We start from the raw sequence: 17,628 nt of genomic DNA, 5'->3' as shown, positions 1-17,628 counted from the left end.
TGCGCTTCAGTCCAGCCTGGGGATCTCAATGGCCGGGCAGCGATCCATCACCATGGCGAGCCCGGCGGCGCGGGTGCGTTCGTACGCCGCCGGGTCGATGACGCCCAGCTGGAACCAGACGGCCTTGGCGCCGATGGCGACGGCCTCGTCGGCGACGGGACCCGCCAGATCGCTGTTGACGAACACATCGACCACGTCGACCGGGAAGGGAATCTCGGCGAGCGAGGCGTACCCCCGCTCGCCGTGCACCGTCTCGGCCTTGGGGTGCACCGGCACGATCCGCTTCCCGAACCGCTGGAGGACACCGGCCACGCCGTAGGCCGCCCGCCCCTGGTTGGAGGACAGACCGACTACCGCCCAAGTGTCTCCCAGCTCCGTGAGAATCTTGCGGACTGTCGCCGGGTCGCCGTACATACCTGCCTCCTGTGGGTACGACACACAACCTGTTCGCTGCAACGGGGACCGCGGTCCGGGGATTCCCGGGGTGGCGTCGGAGGCTTGTGCCCGGCGCCCCGAGTGTCAGCTGTGCTCACCGGCCAGCATGGCGGTGACTGCGGGCACGTCGAAGCCTCCGACACCGAGCACATGATGCACTTCCCAGGGGATGACGTCGTAGCCGCGGAAGCCGCCGGCGACCAGGGGCTCATCGCGGAAGAGGTCGTCAACCGCGTCCCGGGACATGTGGCCCACGACGATGATTCCCAGCTCCCGGTCGGGACTTGGACCTGCCATCAAGACCTGGCCGGCGCGTTGCCGTTCTCGCATCCATGCCAGATGGGACGGCAGGACCTCGGCGATGGCGCGTTGGCGGTCACCGGTCCAGCGATGCAGTGTCAGGTACCACATGGCTCTGCCCTTCAGTGGGAGAAGTCGAAGCTGCTGCCGAGCCGCCGCTGAGTTGCCCAGGAGCGGATCCAGGACAAAGTGCGAGCACTTTCCCGGTCTGCGGCAGGTTCAAAATAACAGGACGGGTGCTTCGAAAAATAGGACGACCCTGCCGCGTAGCTGTGTGCGCGGAGGTCTCGGAGGTCTGTTCGCGCTGCTCATGGGGCGGGGGCGAGGGCGCGTGCCAGGTCCCACAGGTCGGGAAGGGCGGCGGCGATGCGTTCCGCTGATTGTGGTGGAAGCCGGCTCAGGGCCTCCGTAATGACCTTGGTGAGACTGTCGTCGACCTCGGCGCCCGCTGTGATCATCTTTCCCGTGGGATGCAGTTCGACGAAACGCCGGTCGTGAGTGCTGGGGCGGCGCTCGATGAAGCCTGCGCGGGTCAGCCGGGTGACGAGCGTGCTCACGTTGTTGGGTTGCATGCCCAGTGCTGTGCTGATCTCGCGGACGCTGATGCCGGGTTGGCTGCTGACGAGACGCAGCACTTCCACCTGTGACAGGGGGCGCCGTGTTTCGCCCGCTGGTGGCGTCTGCCGCTGGCGCAGCGTGCGATGCAGCGTCCAGGTAAGGCGGATCAACTCGTCGGGCAGTTGGTTGGGCTCACCGGCACTCACGCCGACGAGCATACCTCTACTGCTAGAGGTGGCGTGACGCGTCCCGGCGCAACCGCGTTCGGTCGGGCCTGCCCTTCGGTGACTCAATTGAGTATAGGTCTAAAGGTATAGCTCTAGACTTAGTTTCGCTCTCCTCTCGCGTCTCGCCGTCGTACCTTCTATGCTCTATTGAAGAGCAGGACATGCGTCCTCTATTTCAGGACAGGAGCCACTGTGGAGCCCGCAAAGTGCCGTATCCAGCCCGGCAGGCCCGTCGAGCCGAAGATCGATCGCTCCGTGACGTTGCACCTTCGAGGTGACTGGGGCGGTGCCAACCTTCACCGAGTGTGCGGTTGGATCGCTCAGGAGCTGACCGACCGGTGCGGTCCCCACACCCGTATCGCGACCTGGAACAGCAGGGGCTTCAGCGACGCCGTGCGCGCTGTCGGCCGCGGCGAAGTCCACGTCGCGATGACCACCCCGACGGCCTTCGCTGTCGCGGCGCTCGAAGGCCGTGGCGGGTACGCGGACGAGTCCTTTCCTGATCTTCGCGCTCTGGGAGTGGTGCCCCAACGTGACCGCCTGGTGGTTGCGGTCCACAGGGATCTCGGCATCCACACCTTTGCCGAGCTGCGGGAAAGCAAGCCCGCTCTGCGTCTCGCCACCTCCGTTCATGACGGTGTCAACCACGTGGGACTCGCCGCGCATGAGGTCCTGACGCGATCGGGAGTCGACATCACCGGCTGGGGCGGCGAACTGCTCGAGGACGAGCGGCCTTTCGCGTCCCTCGATCACGTGAGGGAAGGCCGCGCCAATGCCATCGTCCACGAAGCGGTCATGCTGCCGCCATGGCAGGAGCTCGGACGCTTCATGAACTTCCTGGAGGTCGAGCAGGACGTTCTCGACGGCCTGTACGAGGACTTCGCATGGCCGGCCGCTGTCGTCGACGACGGCTACTTCCCGGGGTGCAGGGCTTTCCGGACCCTTGACTTCTCCGACTTCCTCGTACTGACCCGCGCCGATCTCGCCGATGATCTGGCCTACGCGATTGCCTGGGTGCTGGGTGAGACACGCCACGTCATCGAAGGGCAGTACCGCCACCTGGCCCCGGAGCGCAGCCCGATCACCTACCCGCTCGACCCGGTGACGATGGGCGAGACGCCCGTCCCCCTTCATCCCGGGGCAGCCCGCTACTACAACGCCCTGCGTATCTCGTGAACGCCGGCGAGGCCCGCCGCCTCGTCATCGAGGCTTCCCACGCGCTCAGTGCCGCGGGGCAGGGTGACATGGTCTGGGGCCACGTCGCCGTACGAGACCCCGAGGGCCGCGGCATCTGGATCAAGGCACCCGGCTGGGGATGGGAAGAGGTGGAAGAGGTCTATGAGCAGCGGCTTCAACTCGTCTCCTACGAAGCCGAGGTCCTCCAGGGAACCGGCGCTCCGCACAAGGAGTGCCACATCCACCTCGAACTGCTGAAAGCCACCCCGGATCTGATCTGCACCGTGCACACCCACGCGGTATCGGCGATCGCCTTCGCGTCCCTCGGACGCCGACTTCGGCCCATCTCCCACGAAGGCGCGCTCTTGGCCGGGGAGGATGTGCCCCGCTTCCGGAGCACAGGCGGACTGGTGAGCACACCCGCACTGGGCAAGGCGCTCGCCGCGGAACTGGGCAACGCGCCGGCCGCACTCATGCCCGGACACGGCCTGGTCGCTGCCGGAAAGTCCGTACCGGCCGCCGTGATGCACGCCGTGCTTCTCGAACGCGCCTGTGCGGTCCAGCTCAAGGCCATGGCGGCCGGTGAGATCCGCGTTCAGTCCAGCCGCACCGAAGCCATGGACAAACGCGCCGAATGCTGGCCGGACAGCCAGCTGGAGGCCGGATACCGCTACCTCGTGCGCCGATCCGCCCGTGCGCTCCCAGGTTGCTGAGTCAGTGTGCGCACGCCCAAGACCACCCCGTAACAGCTGAAGGACTCTCCGCCGTGAACGACCATCGCACCACTGCCCCCGCGACGACCGACTGGACGACCGTCCCCACAGCTGACGGTCCGATGCGGGTCTACCTCGCCCGCCCCGACGGGCCCGCCGACCGGGCTGTGATCGTGTTGCAGGAGGCATTCGGCGTCAACGACCACATCCAGGACATCGCGCGTCGCTATGCCGCTCGCGGCTTCCTGGCTCTGGCTCCCGACCTCTTCCACCGCAGCGGAGTGGGCACTCTGGGTTACGAGCAGCACGCCGAAGCGATGCCCCTGATCGGTGCCATCGGTCCGGATGCGATCACCACAGACGTCGAGGCGGTGCTTGACCACCTCCAGCAGCGCGAACACGTCCCCGCGTTCCGCACCGCGATCAACGGCTTCTGTTTCGGCGGCCGGGCCGCCTTCACCGCCGCCACCCGCATCAGCGGCCTGGGGGCCGTGGTGGTCTTCTACGGTCCCGGCATCGCGGCCGGCCCGCATGCGGTCGTGGACCGCGCCGTGAGCATCGACGCCCCCATGCTGCTGCACGTCGGCTCGGACGACCCCACCATCCCCAGCGAACAGGTCGCGGCCATCGACAAGGCCCTGACCTCCGCCGGAGTCACCTTCGAAAGCCACGTGTACGCGGGTGCCGGACACGCCTTCGCCTGCGACGCCCGCCCGCACATGTACGTCCAGGACAGCGCGGAGACCGCCTGGGAGCGCACTCACCGCTTTCTGGACAAGCACATCTCCCGCAGCGCCTGACGCATCCACCCGACGGAACAAGGAAGTTTCATGGGCACCGTCAATGAAGTCGTCTCCCTCGCCTGTTCCCCCGCGCCGTCCCGACTCATCGAACGCGACGAGCACCTCCTGCTGTCGCCGCCACACAGCAATCCCTTCCCGGTCACGCTGTGGCGGGACCACGAGCCGCTGAGCGTGGTGCACATCTCGCAGCAGTACAAAGCCGTACCGTTCGCGCCACCGCGCGGGGTCTACGAAAGCGCACAACTGCGCGTCGAATGGCAGACGATGGACAACCGTCAGCCCTTCTACCACCGCAACTGCGACGTCGACGAAGTCTCCTACCAGATCGACGGCGAGCGCACCCTGATGACGGAGCTGGGCGTCGTCGAACACCGGCCCGGAGAGTTCTCCCGGATCCCTCGTGGTGTCGCTCATGACAACTACGGACGACGCGAGAGTCACCTGCTCTTCTACGCACCCGCGCCGGTGACGGAGGAACGCTCCCCCGCCAGGCAATCCGAGATCGTCTCTCCGCCGTTCCCCGGCTGGGAACCGGGCCCGGTCAACGAGGCGGTCACCCAGTGCCTGGGGACCCCCGGGCACGACATCGTCGTGGCGCCCGTCGACGAGTCGCGGTTGCTGGCACAGGCGCACGCCGAGGAGGAACGCCTCCGGGTCCTGACCGGCACGGGAGCCCCCGGCGTTTGCTGGATGTACCGCTCCCCGGGCTTTCGCCTGGGCATGGTGCGCCGTGAACCCGCCGCGGAGCGCACCTACCGCCGCACCCTCGACGCGGACGAGGTCCAGTACCAGATCAGCGGGCACCGAACCCTCGTCAGCCAGCGTGGAATCGTCGAACTGGGGCCGGGAGACTTCGTCCGCATCCCGCTCGGCATCGCCTGCACCAGCGTATGCCGTGAGCCGAATGAGTACCTCACTGTCTTCTCCGACCGAGATCTCCCGCAGATCGCCGAGACGACCAGGACCGCGGAGCCGTACACCCCCGAACGCCTGGCCGCCCTCCAGCCCTGACACACAGGAGCCGCATCCCATGACGACCACCATGCTCGCAGTCCGCGCCCAGCAGGGCTCTGACGCTCTGCACCTGCACGAGATCGACATACCTGAGCCCGGACCGCAGGACGTCCTGGTCAAGGTGGCATCCGCGGGACTCGCTCCCGGCATGATGACCCTGCTTGCCCAGGGAGCCTTCAAGAACCTCCCCACCACCCTCGGCCATGAGGCGGCCGGCACCATTGTCGCCACCGGCAACGAGGCCGACACCCTCGCCGTCGGCACGCGTGTGCGCGTGCATCCCAACCTCAACTGCCGCGCATGCGCGTATTGCCGATCCGACCGGGACATGATGTGCCCGCAGCAGGCGCTCATAGGACACGCCGCCTTCAGCGACGGCCCCTTGCCGCTCTACGAGCGCTACCACGACGGCGGCCTCGCCGAGTACATCCGGGTCCCGCACTGGCTGGTGGACCCCCTGCCCGACAACGTGTCCTTCGACGTGGGCGCCAAGGTCCACGACCTGGCCAATGCCGTGCGAGCCCTCAAACTCGCCGACCTGCCCCTGGGATCCACCCTCGTGGTGACCGCCGCCACCGGCACGATGGGCACGGCCACCATCACACTCGCCCGCCACTTCGGCGTCGCCCGTCTCATCCTCGTCGGGCGCAGCGCCGAACGGCTGCGAGCCGTCGGCAGGCTCGCCGGGGGCGTGGCCACCGACCTGGTGGCGCTCGAGGAACTGCCCGCCACCTGGGCCGAGGACGGTGGACTCACCCGTGCCCTGCGCCGCCTCGCCCCGCGGGGAGCCGACGCGGTTCTCGACTTCGTCCCGGAAGGCCCGGCCACCTCCCAGGCACTCGCCGCGCTCACCACCGGCGGCGCCCTCGTCCACATGGGCGCCAACCCCAGCCCGCTGACGCTGCCCACGGCCGCCATCATGGTCAATTGCTGGCGTGTCATCGGGACCCGCGCCTGCACGCGCACGGACGCCCAGCAGGTCCTCGCCCTCCTCGCCCGGAACACGCTGCGGGCCGACGAACTCATCACCCACCGATACCCGCTCACCGAAGCGGCCGAGGCCATCGCCGCCCTGCGGAGCAGGACGGAACCCCTATGGATGGTGGTGGTCAACCCGTGAACCCGCGACACCCCGTACTCGTTGTCGGCGGAGGCCCCGTCGGCCTCACCGTCGCCAACCTCCTGGCCGCCCGCGGCGTGCCGCTCATCCTGGTGGAACGCAACCCTTCCACCAGCGACGAGGCCAAGGCCATCAGCCTGGACGACGAATCCCTGCGCGCCCTGCAGGCGGCGGGACTGGCGGACAAGGTCCTGGAGATCGTTGTTCCCGGCACCGGTACCCGCTACTACGACCGCAAGGGCCGCCCCCTGTTCCACGCCCGCGGCCCGCACCCCTACCGGCTCGGCTTCCCCTTCAAGAACCAGTTCGTCCAGCCCGAACTGGAAAAGCTCCTGCTGGACGAGGTGACATCCCGTCCCGAGGCGGACATCCGCTTTTCCACCGAACTGCTCACCGTGGACGAGGACCCCGACGCGGCCGGCGCCACCGCCACCGTCCGTACGCCCGGCGACACCCGCACCCAGAGCATCCGGGCCAGCTGGGTCCTGGCGTGCGATGGCGGCCGCTCCGCCGTGCGGGATCTGCGCGGCATCGGCATGACCGGCACCAGCCACCAGCAGGTCTGGATGGTCGCCGACACCACCGGGGACCATCATGACGAGCGCTACGGCATGCACCACGGCACTCCCGACCGGCCCACCGTCATCGTCCCCGGCCGCGGCGGCCGCTGCCGTTACGAGTTCCTCCTCCACTCCGGCGAAGGCGAAAAGGGCGTCCGCCCCGACTTCGAAACCCTCCGACGGCTCGTCGCGCCCTACCGGCCCCTCGCCGAGGACCAGGTAGAGCGCTGCACCACCTACACCTTCAACGCCGTCGTCGCCGACCGCTGGCGTGACGGGCACGTCCTGCTCCTGGGCGACGCCGCCCACATGATGCCGCCCTTCGCCGGCCAGGGGCTCAACTCCGGCATACGCGACGCCGCGAACCTGGCCTGGAAGATCGACGTCGTGTGGCACGGGCGCGCGCGGGAGAGCCTGCTCGACACCTACGAGGCGGAGCGGCGCGAGCACGCCACCGCGATGGTCCGTCACTCCCAACGACTCGGCGACATCGTCATGACCACCGACCGGCGCCGCGCGCTGCTGCGCGACGTGGCCGCCCGTACGCTCCTGCGCACCCCGCCCGGACGGCGCTACCTCACCGAGATGCGGTTCCGGCCCCGCGCCCGGCACGAGGCCGGCCTGGTCATGGGCGCCCACCGACTGACGGGCACCCAGCTGCCCCAGCCGCGGGTGTTGGTACCACCGAGTCTGCGTCCGCGGCTCCTCGACGAGGTCCTCGGCCAGTCGTTCGCCCTGCTGGGCGTCGACGTCCCCGACGCCGCCTGGCAGCACTTCGACAGCCCGAACTGGCCGGACGACGTCCTGGACATCAAACGGATCGACATCCTTCTGGGCGACCGGCTGCCGCCGGCCGCCGGCCCCCGGGAGGCCGTCGCGGACGCCGACGGCCGCCTCGAACGGGCCCTCGCCCCTGCCCGTCATCGGTTCGTCCTGGTCAAACCCGACCGGTACATCGCAGCCGTCCTGGGCCCCGACGACATCCCCGCCGTCGCGGCGGTCCTGCGCAACGAGACCCGGTGACCACGCTGCCCACGACCACCGCCGCCGTGTGGGCCTACGAGCACGGCGGCCCGGACCGGCTTGTCCACGAGCGAAAGCCCCTGCCGGCCCTCGGCCTCGGAGGCCGCCTCTGCCCGGCCGCCGGCGAGCAGAGTCCGCCCGGTCCGCTGCCGTTCACCGTCTTCGATCTCACCCGTCGGGAAGCCGACATCGTCGGCGTGCGCGGGGCACGGCACGACGACGCCCTGCGCGTGATGTCCCCCCTCGCCGACGGCCGGCTGCGCCCGCCGATCGCGGCGCGCTTCCCGCTGTCCAGGGCCGCCCAGGCACACGACCTCATGGAGAACGGCACGGGGGTCGTCGGGCGCATCCTGCTCAAGCCCGGTACCTAAGAACCGCGGGCCTCCCCGACGCACACGTTCACCGTCTCGCCCAGGCCCTCGACGACGGTGCGCAGGGTCTGGCCTTCCTTGAGGTAGACCTTGGGGTCACGGCCGTCGCCGACCCCACCCGGTGTGCCGGTGCAGATGACATCGCCCGGCAGCAACGTGATGATGCCGCTGACGTACGCGACGATGTCAGCGATGCCGAACAGCAGGTCGGACGTGCGGGAGTGCTGCATCACCTCGCCGTCCACCTCGCAGCGGATCTCCAGGTCCGGCTCCTTGCCGCCGAACTCGTCGGCGGTCACCAGCTCGGGACCGATCGGGGTGGTCCCCTCGAATGTCTTGCCGGCCAGGAACTCGCGGGTGCGCCGCTGGTATTCGCGCACCGTCACGTCGTTGGCGACGCTGTAGCCGGCGACGAAGCCCAGAGCGTCGCTCCTGGGCACGTGGCGGGCGGCCCGGCCGATCACGAACGCCAGCTCCGCCTCCCAGTCGACCGTGCCGCTGACCTTCGGCAGGGTGATGGGGTCGTGTGCGCCGATGAGGGAACCGTCGTACTTCGCGAACAGCGTGGGATACCGGGGCGTGTCCCGCCCCATCTCCTTGATGTGCGTGGCGTAGTTCAGCCCGAGGCAGATGATTTTGTTCGGGTGGGGTACCACCGGAGCGAACTCGACCTCGGTACCGGTCAGCCGCTCACCATCGGCCGCGGCGGCCGCCTCGAGCCAGTTCTCCCCCGAGTTGAGCAGGCCGCCCACATCGGAGTGGGGGAGCAGTACATAGGACTCCCCGTCGCGTCTGGCCGCCCGGGTTCCCTCGGCCATTCGCAAAGTAGCAAGTCGCATGCCTGCACACCTCTTTCTTCATTGACCATTGTCATCGCCGATCGTACGCTAGTTGCGAAATACAGGATAGGTGTCCTGTTTAGTGAGACAACTGGAGAGGGTGGCGACCATGGCTATCACCGGACTCGGTCACACCGGACTGTGGGTGTACGACCTGCCGAGGATGCGGGACTTCTACGAGCGCGTCATGGGTCTGACCGTGACCGACGAGGACGAGGAACTGCAGATCGTGTTCTTCAGTGCCCGGCCCGATGAGGAACACCACGAGTTCGTCCTCCAGACCGGCCGCACGTCGCCCATCGGCGACAAGCAGCAGCATCAGATCTCCTGGCGTGTCGAATCCCTGGAAGACCTGCGGGCCTTCCACCGGCGCTTCCAGGAGGAGGGCGTCAAGGTGCAGCAGGAAGTGACCCACGGCAACGCCTTCGGCATCTACTTCTTCGACCCCGAGGGCAACCGCAACGAGGTCTACCTGCGTATCGAGCGCGACGTCCGCCAGCCCTTCCGCAAGTCCATCGACTTCGGCCTCTCGCCCGAGGAGATCCACGCCGAAGCCGAGAGACTGCTCGGTGACGGCGGTAACGCCTACCAGCCCGTGCAGTAGCTCCGCCGGCTCCGCGGGCGACCGCCCACCGACCCCCTGCCTGCCCCTTCGGGAGCCGACCGTCATGCCTCCGGTTCCCTTGTCCGGCTAAGATGTCCTGCATGACAGGACGCACGTCAGACACGGCTGCTCCGACTGGGCAGTACCGGGAGCGCAACTCCACCGCGGACCGGGCGCTGGACATCCTCGGGCTGTTCTCGGAGAGCAAGCTCTCCGTTTCCGGCCAGGAGGTGGCCACCGCCCTGGGCACTGCTCGCTCGACCGCGTACCGCTATCTGCAGAGCCTGGTCAGGACCGATTTCCTCGAGGAGGACCCCGGGGGTGGTTTCCGGCTGGGCATGCGCGTCCTGGAGCTGGCTCGCCTGGCGCGGCGCGGGTACGGTCTCTCGGAGGTCGCCCTGCCGGTGATGGAGCGGCTGCGTGACACGGTCGGTGAGACGGTGCTGCTGACCCGCCGCGCTGGAGGGGCCGCGATATGCCTGGAACGCTGCGAGGCGCACCACCCGGTGCGGATCTCCTACGAACGCGGAAGTGTGCTCCCGGCCAATGCCGGCGCCTCCGCCCTGGCACTGCTGGCGTGGCTGCCCGAACAGCAGTGCCGTGAGCTGTTGGCCGCCCAGCGCCTGCAGCGGTTCACCGCACGCACGATCACGGACATCGACGTGCTGATGGAACGGCTTGCCCAGATCCGCGAGGACGGGCACAGCGTCAGCCGGGGCGAACTCGACGTGGACATTCTCGGCATCGCGGCCCCGGTGCACGGACCTTCCACAGGCGTGATCGCCGCCGTGAGCGTCGCCGCGCTCGAACACCGCGTTTCCGACCGTCGGCTCGGCGAGGTGGTCGCGGCGGTCCGTCGCGCCGCCGAGGACATCAGCGGTCAGTTGGCCGTTGTCGGCGACTGACGACAACCCGGCGAGCGCCCCGCCGCCGGCTCACCGGCAAGGCCTGTGGAGCGTGACCGGGCCGCCCCCGCCCGCCCATCGCCGTCCGCGCCGGCGGTCGTCAGCACCCCACGGCGGGGAACCCGCGACGCGCGGTGGTCAGGGCGGCCCACCCGGACCGCCGATAAAGGGCCCGGCCGGCGAACGGAGCCCGCGTCCCGTCTCCGGATGTAGCGGTGTCGCTCCGGGCCGGCCAGGCCGCGCGTCATGCGACACACACTCCCGGGACCGCCACGGCACGCGTGACGACCGGCTGCGACAACGAGCCGTCCGGGTAGAGCGTCAGCGTGCCCTGGAACTCCTCACGCGCAAAGGCGTCCTTGAGGGAGGTCAGGGTCTCCCAGACCGCCACGTTCGTCAGGACGCGGCTGTCCGCGGTGCCGCGGTACAGCTGCGCGGAGACGAACCCGGGCTGCGCCTTCATGATCAGGGAGTCCTGGCGCCAGACGTCGATGACCTCGTCGACCTGCCCTTCGGGGGCGAGGAAGGTGTTGATGAGGGTGACGGGCCGGCCGTCGTCCGGCCCCTGCAGCTGTGCCAGGAAGGGGGTCGAGCGGTCGAGATCGTTGAGCTGGATCATGCGAACTCCTTGATGGTGGATGGTCGGATGCCGTGCGAGTTGGTCATGAGGCCCGCGAGATCGTCGGGTTGGATGAACGAGAGCGGAGGAGGCGGCCCCCAGTTGGACAGCCCTCTGGCGCAAAGACCCGTCCACGCGCCCGAAAGCGGGCAGCCGGAACCGGGGCCGGTCCCCGACGCCCACCGGACCGGACAGTGGGCCGATCAGATCGGCTTCGGCCCTCACCCTGTGATCGGGGGCGCCGGCTTTCCGTGCGACATCAGTACGGGCAGCAGCACCCTGTCCACGAAGAACTGCTGGTCGTCAGCGGAGAGTGTCTTCCGTTGGACCACCCCACGCGCGAGCGCGTGCCCCAGGACCAACTCGAACAGCACATCGGACAGCTCGGCGTCGTCGAGTTCGCCCCGGCCGATGGCGCGCTGCACGACATCTCGACAGTTGCGGCGCATCGGGGCGAGGGCTCCCCTTCCCAGAACGTCGGCGATGGCAGGCTCCTTCTGCGCCGCCGCCAGGAGGCTCACGAAACCGGGAACGTCCTCCCGGGCAGTCAGCTTGGCCACCAGAGCCGTCAGCGCGATGAGGTCCTCGCGCAGGTCCCGGGCCGCGGAAGACAGCTCTGTGACGGATGCGGAGCGGTCGAGCAGCGCCGCGCAGACCAAGGCGCATTTGTCGTCCCAGCGTCGATAAATGGTGGTCTTGCTGGCGCCGGCCCGAGCCGCCACCGCGTCGATCGACAATCGCTCATAGCCCACTTCGTGCAGCAGCTCGTGCGTGGCCTTGATGATCGCCGCCGTCCGTGCCGTGGCGCGGCCGGGACGTGCTGTTTCCTCGGGCATAGTGTACGTAACCGTATCCTTCGACTTGGCCTGCGGCAAGCACTAGACGCATGGTGAGCAGCGGGTGAGCAACTCTCAGGGGGCATGATGTGTACGGGTGCGTATCGAGAGCTGGGAGGTCAGGGGAAGGCCTGGCGCAGCCGCACTCCAGTCGTCCTCGTCCATAACATCAGTGTGTACGGGACCGTATCGCGAGGATGTCCAAATGGGCAATGCTTCAGCAGTGCTATCGGGAAAATGTGTACGGTAGCGTCTCGATTGTACGCGGGTACGGGTTCGACAGGTCTTGGCTCGGGGGCTGGCGCCGAAGTCGCCTCCTTCCTGGAGCGGTACCACCGATCGCAGGGTGTTGTCGTGCGGACCGACGAAACGGTGGATCGGCGGACTCGGCCGGCCGGGCCCCATACCGCCGGATGCGCGCCACACATCCCGGACGACGCCCAGGAGACGCATGCTGGTTATAGGGGCGGAAGTGGGGGGAACCCGACCGCTGCGGTCGGTGGACAGGAACCGCGGACCGTGTCCGACCGAGGGGGCGGAAGGAGAGAAGGAACCATGCCCGCAGGATCCAGCCGTAAGCGTGAACGGCAGTACGAGCACATCAAGGAAGGCGCCGAGCAGCGCGGAGCCTCCAGCGGCCGGGCGAAGGAAATGGCCGCCCGCACGGTCAACAAGGAGCGCGCCCGCTCGGGAGAGTCCAAGACCGCCAGCAAGACCTCGACGCAGGACCGGAAGTCGGCGCCGCAGCGTGGCGGCCAGCGCTCCGGCAATCGGACCGGCCCCAAGGGCCCGACCCGCGATCAGCTGTACAACGAGGCGAAGCAGCGGGGCATCGAGGGCCGCTCGAACATGACCAAGGACCAGCTGGCCAAGGCACTTGGCCGCTGACGCACAAGGCGCCGCCCACCTCGCGAGAGAGCGGGGCCGGGCGGCGTCCGCGCGTCGGGGCCGGGCCGGGTGATTGACCAGGCCGGTTCCGGGTACTCAAGGGCGATCATGCCAGGCCAGACGCTTCCCACCTACACCGCTCTGCACCAGCTCGTGGAGCTGATCGAGGAGGGTCCCCCGGTCTTCGTCCGCTGGTCCCGAGGGCCCCAGGCGGACCTGGGGGAAGGGAGCCCGGTCAGCCGGGACGGACTCACCGGTACGAAGATGCCGGGCCTGTCGGCCAACCCCCTGGTCTTCGAGGAATGGGCGAAGGACCTGCCCACCGCGCTGTGGGTGGCCCGGCGGCTGTGCGACTACATCCACCTCCGGGAGCAGGACCAGGGCCCCGACGATGTCCACCCCTGGGTGCTCAAGGGGGAGGAGATCGGCCGGGGCCCGGACAACGAACCCCTGGTACGCGATGTGCGGCCGGTTGCCTGGATCGCCGAGAGCGTGATCGCCGAAGCCGAGGAGGTGGTGGCCCGCCAGCGCGGCGCGTGGGGGCCGTTGCACCGACCGACCCGGTACACACACGGCGAAGACGACGGGTGACGGGTGTGGCGGACCCGGCGGGCCCGGCGGTCCGCCGCTCCCGCCCCGCGCTCCGCCGTTCCCGCTCCGGACCTTAGCCGCCCGCGCACCGGGTCTCGGCCCCTGCCCGGCGTCCGGTCAGCCCTCCTTCCCCATGGCCTTGCGGACCGTGTCCCGGGCGCGGTCGATCGTGGCGGCCATCGGCCCCAGGGCGATGTTCTTCGCCGCCGTCTCCGCGCCCGGGTGCGGCCGGGTCGGGGCCATCGCCTCGGCCGCCCTGACCGCCTTGGCCATGGTGGCGAGCTGACCGGGGTCGGTGCGCCGCCGCAGCTGGATGAACTCGTAGCGCTCCTCGGCCCGCGCGTGTTCCATGACCTCGGTGCGCAGCTCCCTGAGGAGCGGCAGGAACTCGGGGGAGCCGGTGTCCATCTCGTCGAGCCGGCTGAGCTTCTCCTTGGCCTGCCTCTCCTCCCGCAGACGGTCTTCCACCACCCCCTCACCACCGTCGAAGGAGCGGCGCGCCACCGGGTGGACGACCTCCTCCTCCGCGGTCTCATGGACGGCCAGCAGCCGGACGAGCCTGCGGAAGGCGTCCTGCCGCTGGTCGCCGGGGGCCCGCTCCACCTCGTCGAAGAGGTTGCGGATATCGCCGTGCTGGCGCATCAGCAGCGCCACCACATCGTCCTCGCCGCCGATGGCGCCGGATCCGGATCGGTCTGCCACGATGTCTGTCCTCCGTAGGGCCGGGAATGAGGGCCGGGAATTCGGTCAGTGTGAGCGCAGGGACGGCTCGGGGTGCTCACCCTCGGTCTCCAGCCGGTATTCCCGGCCGAACATGTCCCGGTGCTGCTCCATCACCCGCTCGCTCGGCGGCCGGTCGCCGTCGTTGAGCATGGTCTGCATCGCCTGGAAGCGCTCGTGGGCCTCGCGTACATAGCCGGTACCGAGCGTGGTGAGGTCCATCTGCGTGGCCAGCAGTTCGCGGATGTAACTCTTGTTGGGCTCGAAGGTGAGCACGTTCGGCAGCTCCGGGGCGACGACCTCCTCCGGTTCCCGGCCGTCGTTGCGGCGCATCAGATCGCAGGCGATGCGCAGATGCTCCAGTTCCATGTTCAGGTGCAGCTCCCAGATGGCCTTCACCTTGGGGTCCGGCTCCTGCTCCATGAAGGAGTAGTAGAGGTAGCACTCGTTGTACTCGTGGTTGACCAGCTGCTCCCACCAGGTCTCGCCCGGGTCGACCAGGGACTCGTAGTGGGTGACGTGCTCCTCCTCGACCAGCCCGATCTCCTGGTAGAGCTGCCGGGCGATCGGCTCCATGTACTGCGGGCCGACGTTCAGGTACAGGTTCATGGTCTGCTGCTCCGCCGACATGATCGTCAGCGCGTGCAGCTTGGAGAGCGGATCGGCCCGGTTCCGGTCGTAGGGGTCGCGGACGTTGTCCACCGGGTTGCGGTGGTGGTACTTCGTCGGCCGGCCCGGCATGATCTCCGTCAGCCCCTGGACGATCTCCTCCGCCTTGCGGTGCTCGATCATCTCGTAGAGATTGGCGTACCGGTAGAGATGGTCGAAGTCCTCCAGCACCCCGAACTGATACGCCTGGGTGAGGTACGGATCGGGCTCCATCCGCGCCACCCATGCGGTCAGGTCCACCGCCACCTGCTCATAGGCGATCGTGGTCTCCAGCACCGAGGCCACCCCCGGCAGCAGCCAGTTCACCGCCTTCTGCTGCTGCGCCTCGACGGCGCGCGTCTGTGCCAGCTGCCGCCGCACGTCCTGGTCCGGGCAGTGGCGGGCCATCTGGTGGCTGAACAGGATCGCCTCGATCTCGATGCCGTTCATCGTGATGATCCGGCAGCGTGTGTAGGGGTCGCAGCGATCCGGGTCGATCGGTGACACGTCCAGCTCACGCCAGGTACGCATCTGGCGGTCGAGCGGGATGCCACGCTGCTCCAGCGGGTTGAACGTCATGCGAGCTCCTTGGGGCGGGAACCGGATCCGTACCCGTGGCCGTCGGCCCGCTCGCCGCGCACGGCCGCCGTCCACCCGATCGGCGGCGGCACACGCGTGACCACCGCCACCGCGGCCGGGACATAAGGTGGCCTGATGCAGGAGCGGTACCGGACGGTCGCGCGCGAAGGCGTGCACGAGATCGAGATCAACCGATCGCGCTTCCTCTGCACGCTCGCGCCCGCCGCGAGTGAGCGGGAGGCGCAGGAGGTCATCCAGCGCATCAGGCGGCAGCACCCCACCGCCACCCACAACTGCTTCGCCTATGTCATCGGCGCGGACGGCGCGGTGCAGAAGGCGAGCGACGACGGGGAGCCGGGCGGTACGGCCGGCGGGCCGATGCTTCAGATGCTGCTGCGCCGCGAGGTCCGGTACGTAGTGGCCGTGGTCACCCGCTACTACGGGGGCGTGAAGCTCGGCGCGGGCGGCCTGATCCGGGCCTACGGCGGCGCGGTCGGCGAGGCGCTGGACGCCCTGGGCACTGTCACCCGGCAGCGGTTCCGGCTGGCGACCGTCACCGTCGACCACCAGCGGGCCGGAAAGCTGGAGAACGATCTGCGGGCGACGGGACGGGCGGTCCGGGAGGTGCGCTACGCCGAGGCCGTGACGATCGAACTGGGGCTGCCCGAGGCGGATGTGGCCGCCTTCCGCGACTGGCTGGCGGACACCACCGCCGGAACCGCCGTCCTGGAGCTGGGCGGCGAGGCGTACCAGGACATGTGACGAACCAACGCTCCGGCGGCGGGGCAGGTCGCGGCGCCCTGCGCTTCAGGACGGGCGCGCGCTCTTCAGGACGGGCACGCGCCGTCCGGGACCGGCATCCGCCGGTTCAGGACGGAGGAGAAGCGCCCCGCAGACCGCTGCCCGACCGGGCCAGGGCTCCGATGCGCAGGTCACGGGTGCGGCTCTGATGCTCGATCATGCGGTCGCGGGCCGCCTCCGCGTCGCGGCGGCGCACCGCGTCCAGGATCCCGGTGTGTTCCTCGAGGATCAGCTTGAGGTTGTCCGGGTGGTCGGTGGCCGCGGAGGTGTCGGCGTCGTAGACCTTCAGCTGGGCGTCCAGACGGTCCATCAGTTCGGCGATGGTGGCGTTGTGGCCCGCCTCGCGCAGCGCCAGATGCCACTCGTGGTTCAGCGCCCGCAGTTCGCCGGGGTCCGAGGACGCCGCGGTGCTCTCGTGGACGTGGACGAGGCGGGCGAGGTCGAGTTCGGTCCGGCGGGTGGCGGCGGCCTGCGCGGCCGAGGACTCCAGCGCGATCCGCGCCTCGCAGATCTCCAGGATCTCCTCCGGGGTGCGGGCGCGGACCACATAGCCCCGGGTCGCCTGCCGCACCAGGCCCTCCTGCTCGAGCCTGATCAGGGCCTCCCGCACCGGGGTGCGGGAGACGTTGTACTGCGCGCTGAGGGCCGCGGGGATCAGGACGGTTCCGGGCGGTGCCTGCCCGCCGACGATGCTCTGCCGGATCCGGGTGTAGTGGCCACCCGCATCCCCACCTCCCCGTGAAGTGGTCACGTCCGTTCTCCCCTTTCCGCCGCGCTTCCTGCCGCGCTTCCGGTCGCGTTTCCCCGTCACACCATTGACTCGATACCCGAAGTCTGCCATTGAGTACAGCTGTATACACCTGCTTGCAGCTGAATCCATCTCCGGTTATGGTCTCCTTCCAGACGTGGCCGGGCTCGGGCCCAGGCCGCACGACTCTTCACACGTCCACGGGAGTTCCGGTATGTACCGCGATGCGCAGACGAGGCGGCGTTCCGCCCGCCCGGCGCTCGCGTCCGCTCCCCTTCCGGACACCGGCCTGACGTACCGTCGGCATGTCGATCTGATGCGCGTCTTCAGCGCGGGCTGTCGCTGACCCCGCACGCTTCCCGGCCGTCACGCCGCGGCCGTACGACCCGCGCCTGACGTCCTCCCCTCGCCCGCCCCGGCGTTCCGCCACCGCTGTCCCGGCGCCCTTCGTCAGGACCGCCTCTCGCCGGCGCGGACGGAGGAGTTCCCGCTTCGCCGCGCACCGGCCCGCCACGGCCCGCCGCGCGGCCCGATCAACCACTCCTGAAAG

21 protein-coding genes are annotated in these 17,628 nt (G+C 69.2%); 12 read left to right on the top strand and 9 right to left on the bottom strand.

Annotated elements, in window-relative coordinates; translation table 11 throughout:
- Nucleotides 1–6: 6 nt before the first annotated feature.
- The 3 genes from N6H00_RS05245 to N6H00_RS05235 all read right to left on the bottom strand — a co-directional run bounded on the left by N6H00_RS05245 (nt 7) and on the right by N6H00_RS05235 (nt 1,499).
- Nucleotides 7–414, bottom strand: a complete 408-nt coding sequence (locus tag N6H00_RS05245) for a CoA-binding protein (protein ID WP_268970379.1) — start codon at nt 412–414, stop codon at nt 7–9.
- A gap of 105 nt (nt 415–519) precedes the next feature.
- Nucleotides 520–846 carry a YciI family protein gene (locus N6H00_RS05240; RefSeq protein ID WP_268970378.1) on the bottom strand — a complete coding sequence of 109 codons (327 nt, stop codon included), beginning with the start codon at nt 844–846 and terminating at the stop codon, nt 520–522.
- 197 nt (nt 847–1,043) lie between these two features.
- Nucleotides 1,044–1,499 carry a MarR family winged helix-turn-helix transcriptional regulator gene (locus N6H00_RS05235; RefSeq protein WP_268970377.1) on the bottom strand — a complete coding sequence of 152 codons (456 nt, stop codon included), beginning with the start codon at nt 1,497–1,499 and terminating at the stop codon, nt 1,044–1,046.
- Nucleotides 1,500–1,712: 213 nt separating this feature from the next.
- Between N6H00_RS05235 and N6H00_RS05230 the strand changes: the two genes are divergently transcribed.
- From N6H00_RS05230 to N6H00_RS05200, 7 genes are read left to right on the top strand one after another with little or no spacing between them, the layout of a single operon-like run.
- A complete protein-coding gene (locus tag N6H00_RS05230) occupies nt 1,713–2,696 on the top strand; it encodes a TAXI family TRAP transporter solute-binding subunit (protein ID WP_268970376.1) in 984 nt (327 codons plus the stop codon).
- Nucleotides 2,693–3,409, top strand: coding sequence for a class II aldolase/adducin family protein (locus N6H00_RS05225; protein WP_268970375.1), 717 nt, complete (start codon nt 2,693–2,695; stop codon nt 3,407–3,409). Before N6H00_RS05230 ends, N6H00_RS05225 begins: the two co-directional genes overlap by 4 nt.
- A gap of 53 nt (nt 3,410–3,462) precedes the next feature.
- The gene (locus tag N6H00_RS05220; protein ID WP_268970374.1) at nt 3,463–4,209 is read left to right on the top strand and encodes a dienelactone hydrolase family protein; all 747 of its coding nucleotides are present in this window, start codon (nt 3,463–3,465) and stop codon (nt 4,207–4,209) included.
- 30 nt (nt 4,210–4,239) lie between these two features.
- Nucleotides 4,240–5,223, top strand: coding sequence for a hypothetical protein (locus tag N6H00_RS05215; RefSeq protein WP_268970373.1), 984 nt, complete (start codon nt 4,240–4,242; stop codon nt 5,221–5,223).
- A 19-nt stretch (nt 5,224–5,242) separates the two neighbouring features.
- A complete protein-coding gene (locus tag N6H00_RS05210) occupies nt 5,243–6,346 on the top strand; it encodes an alcohol dehydrogenase catalytic domain-containing protein (protein ID WP_268970372.1) in 1,104 nt (367 codons plus the stop codon).
- Complete coding sequence (locus N6H00_RS05205; protein WP_268970371.1) at nt 6,343–7,929, top strand: bifunctional 3-(3-hydroxy-phenyl)propionate/3-hydroxycinnamic acid hydroxylase; 1,587 nt, start codon at nt 6,343–6,345, stop codon at nt 7,927–7,929. Before N6H00_RS05210 ends, N6H00_RS05205 begins: the two co-directional genes overlap by 4 nt.
- Nucleotides 7,926–8,300: a zinc-binding dehydrogenase gene (locus tag N6H00_RS05200; RefSeq protein WP_268970370.1), complete on the top strand. Its 375-nt coding sequence runs from the start codon at nt 7,926–7,928 to the stop codon at nt 8,298–8,300. Before N6H00_RS05205 ends, N6H00_RS05200 begins: the two co-directional genes overlap by 4 nt.
- On the opposite strand, the gene N6H00_RS05195 is transcribed toward N6H00_RS05200, so the two are convergent.
- On the bottom strand, nt 8,297–9,118 hold the full coding sequence (locus N6H00_RS05195) for a fumarylacetoacetate hydrolase family protein (RefSeq protein WP_329618502.1): 822 nt from the start codon (nt 9,116–9,118) through the stop codon (nt 8,297–8,299). The genes N6H00_RS05200 and N6H00_RS05195 overlap by 4 nt on opposite strands.
- Before the next feature lie 130 nt (nt 9,119–9,248).
- Here N6H00_RS05195 and N6H00_RS05190 point away from each other — a divergent pair, with 130 nt between their 5' ends.
- Together N6H00_RS05190 and N6H00_RS05185 are read left to right on the top strand one after the other, a co-directional pair.
- Nucleotides 9,249–9,743, top strand: coding sequence for a VOC family protein (locus N6H00_RS05190; protein WP_268970368.1), 495 nt, complete (start codon nt 9,249–9,251; stop codon nt 9,741–9,743).
- A 101-nt stretch (nt 9,744–9,844) separates the two neighbouring features.
- A complete protein-coding gene (locus tag N6H00_RS05185; RefSeq protein WP_268970367.1) occupies nt 9,845–10,648 on the top strand; it encodes an IclR family transcriptional regulator in 804 nt (267 codons plus the stop codon).
- Between the two features lie 244 nt (nt 10,649–10,892).
- Here N6H00_RS05185 and N6H00_RS05180 read toward each other — a convergent pair whose 3' ends face one another.
- Both N6H00_RS05180 and N6H00_RS05175 read right to left on the bottom strand, forming a co-directional pair.
- Nucleotides 10,893–11,267, bottom strand: a complete 375-nt coding sequence (locus N6H00_RS05180; protein ID WP_030841958.1) for an antibiotic biosynthesis monooxygenase family protein — start codon at nt 11,265–11,267, stop codon at nt 10,893–10,895.
- A gap of 221 nt (nt 11,268–11,488) precedes the next feature.
- Entirely contained in the window at nt 11,489–12,103 is a 615-nt protein-coding gene (locus N6H00_RS05175; RefSeq protein ID WP_268970366.1) for a TetR/AcrR family transcriptional regulator, read from the bottom strand.
- Nucleotides 12,104–12,658: 555 nt separating this feature from the next.
- Here N6H00_RS05175 and N6H00_RS05170 point away from each other — a divergent pair.
- Nucleotides 12,659–12,991: a plasmid stabilization protein gene (locus N6H00_RS05170; protein WP_268970365.1), complete on the top strand. Its 333-nt coding sequence runs from the start codon at nt 12,659–12,661 to the stop codon at nt 12,989–12,991.
- A gap of 108 nt (nt 12,992–13,099) precedes the next feature.
- Nucleotides 13,100–13,582: a DUF6098 family protein gene (locus N6H00_RS05165; RefSeq protein WP_268970364.1), complete on the top strand. Its 483-nt coding sequence runs from the start codon at nt 13,100–13,102 to the stop codon at nt 13,580–13,582.
- A 117-nt stretch (nt 13,583–13,699) separates the two neighbouring features.
- On the opposite strand, the gene N6H00_RS05160 is transcribed toward N6H00_RS05165, so the two are convergent.
- Together N6H00_RS05160 and N6H00_RS05155 are read right to left on the bottom strand one after the other, a co-directional pair.
- Nucleotides 13,700–14,284: a hemerythrin domain-containing protein gene (locus tag N6H00_RS05160; protein ID WP_268970363.1), complete on the bottom strand. Its 585-nt coding sequence runs from the start codon at nt 14,282–14,284 to the stop codon at nt 13,700–13,702.
- 45 nt (nt 14,285–14,329) lie between these two features.
- Nucleotides 14,330–15,529 carry a hypothetical protein gene (locus tag N6H00_RS05155; RefSeq protein ID WP_268970362.1) on the bottom strand — a complete coding sequence of 400 codons (1,200 nt, stop codon included), beginning with the start codon at nt 15,527–15,529 and terminating at the stop codon, nt 14,330–14,332.
- Between the two features lie 135 nt (nt 15,530–15,664).
- On the opposite strand from N6H00_RS05155, the gene N6H00_RS05150 reads away from it, so the two are divergent.
- Nucleotides 15,665–16,291 (top strand): YigZ family protein, encoded by a 627-nt coding sequence (locus N6H00_RS05150; RefSeq protein WP_268970361.1) that lies wholly within the window; start codon nt 15,665–15,667, stop codon nt 16,289–16,291.
- A gap of 106 nt (nt 16,292–16,397) precedes the next feature.
- Here N6H00_RS05150 and N6H00_RS05145 read toward each other — a convergent pair whose 3' ends face one another.
- Nucleotides 16,398–17,081 carry a GntR family transcriptional regulator gene (locus N6H00_RS05145; protein WP_268970360.1) on the bottom strand — a complete coding sequence of 228 codons (684 nt, stop codon included), beginning with the start codon at nt 17,079–17,081 and terminating at the stop codon, nt 16,398–16,400.
- Nucleotides 17,082–17,628: the final 547 nt, after the last annotated feature.

It is taken from the genome of Streptomyces sp. S465 (genome assembly GCF_026898115.1).
GTDB classification, from domain to species: Bacteria; Actinomycetota; Actinomycetes; order Streptomycetales; family Streptomycetaceae; genus Streptomyces; species Streptomyces luomodiensis.
Note: the sequence above shows the minus strand (reverse complement) of the source record. Positions and strands in the feature narration are given on the sequence as shown.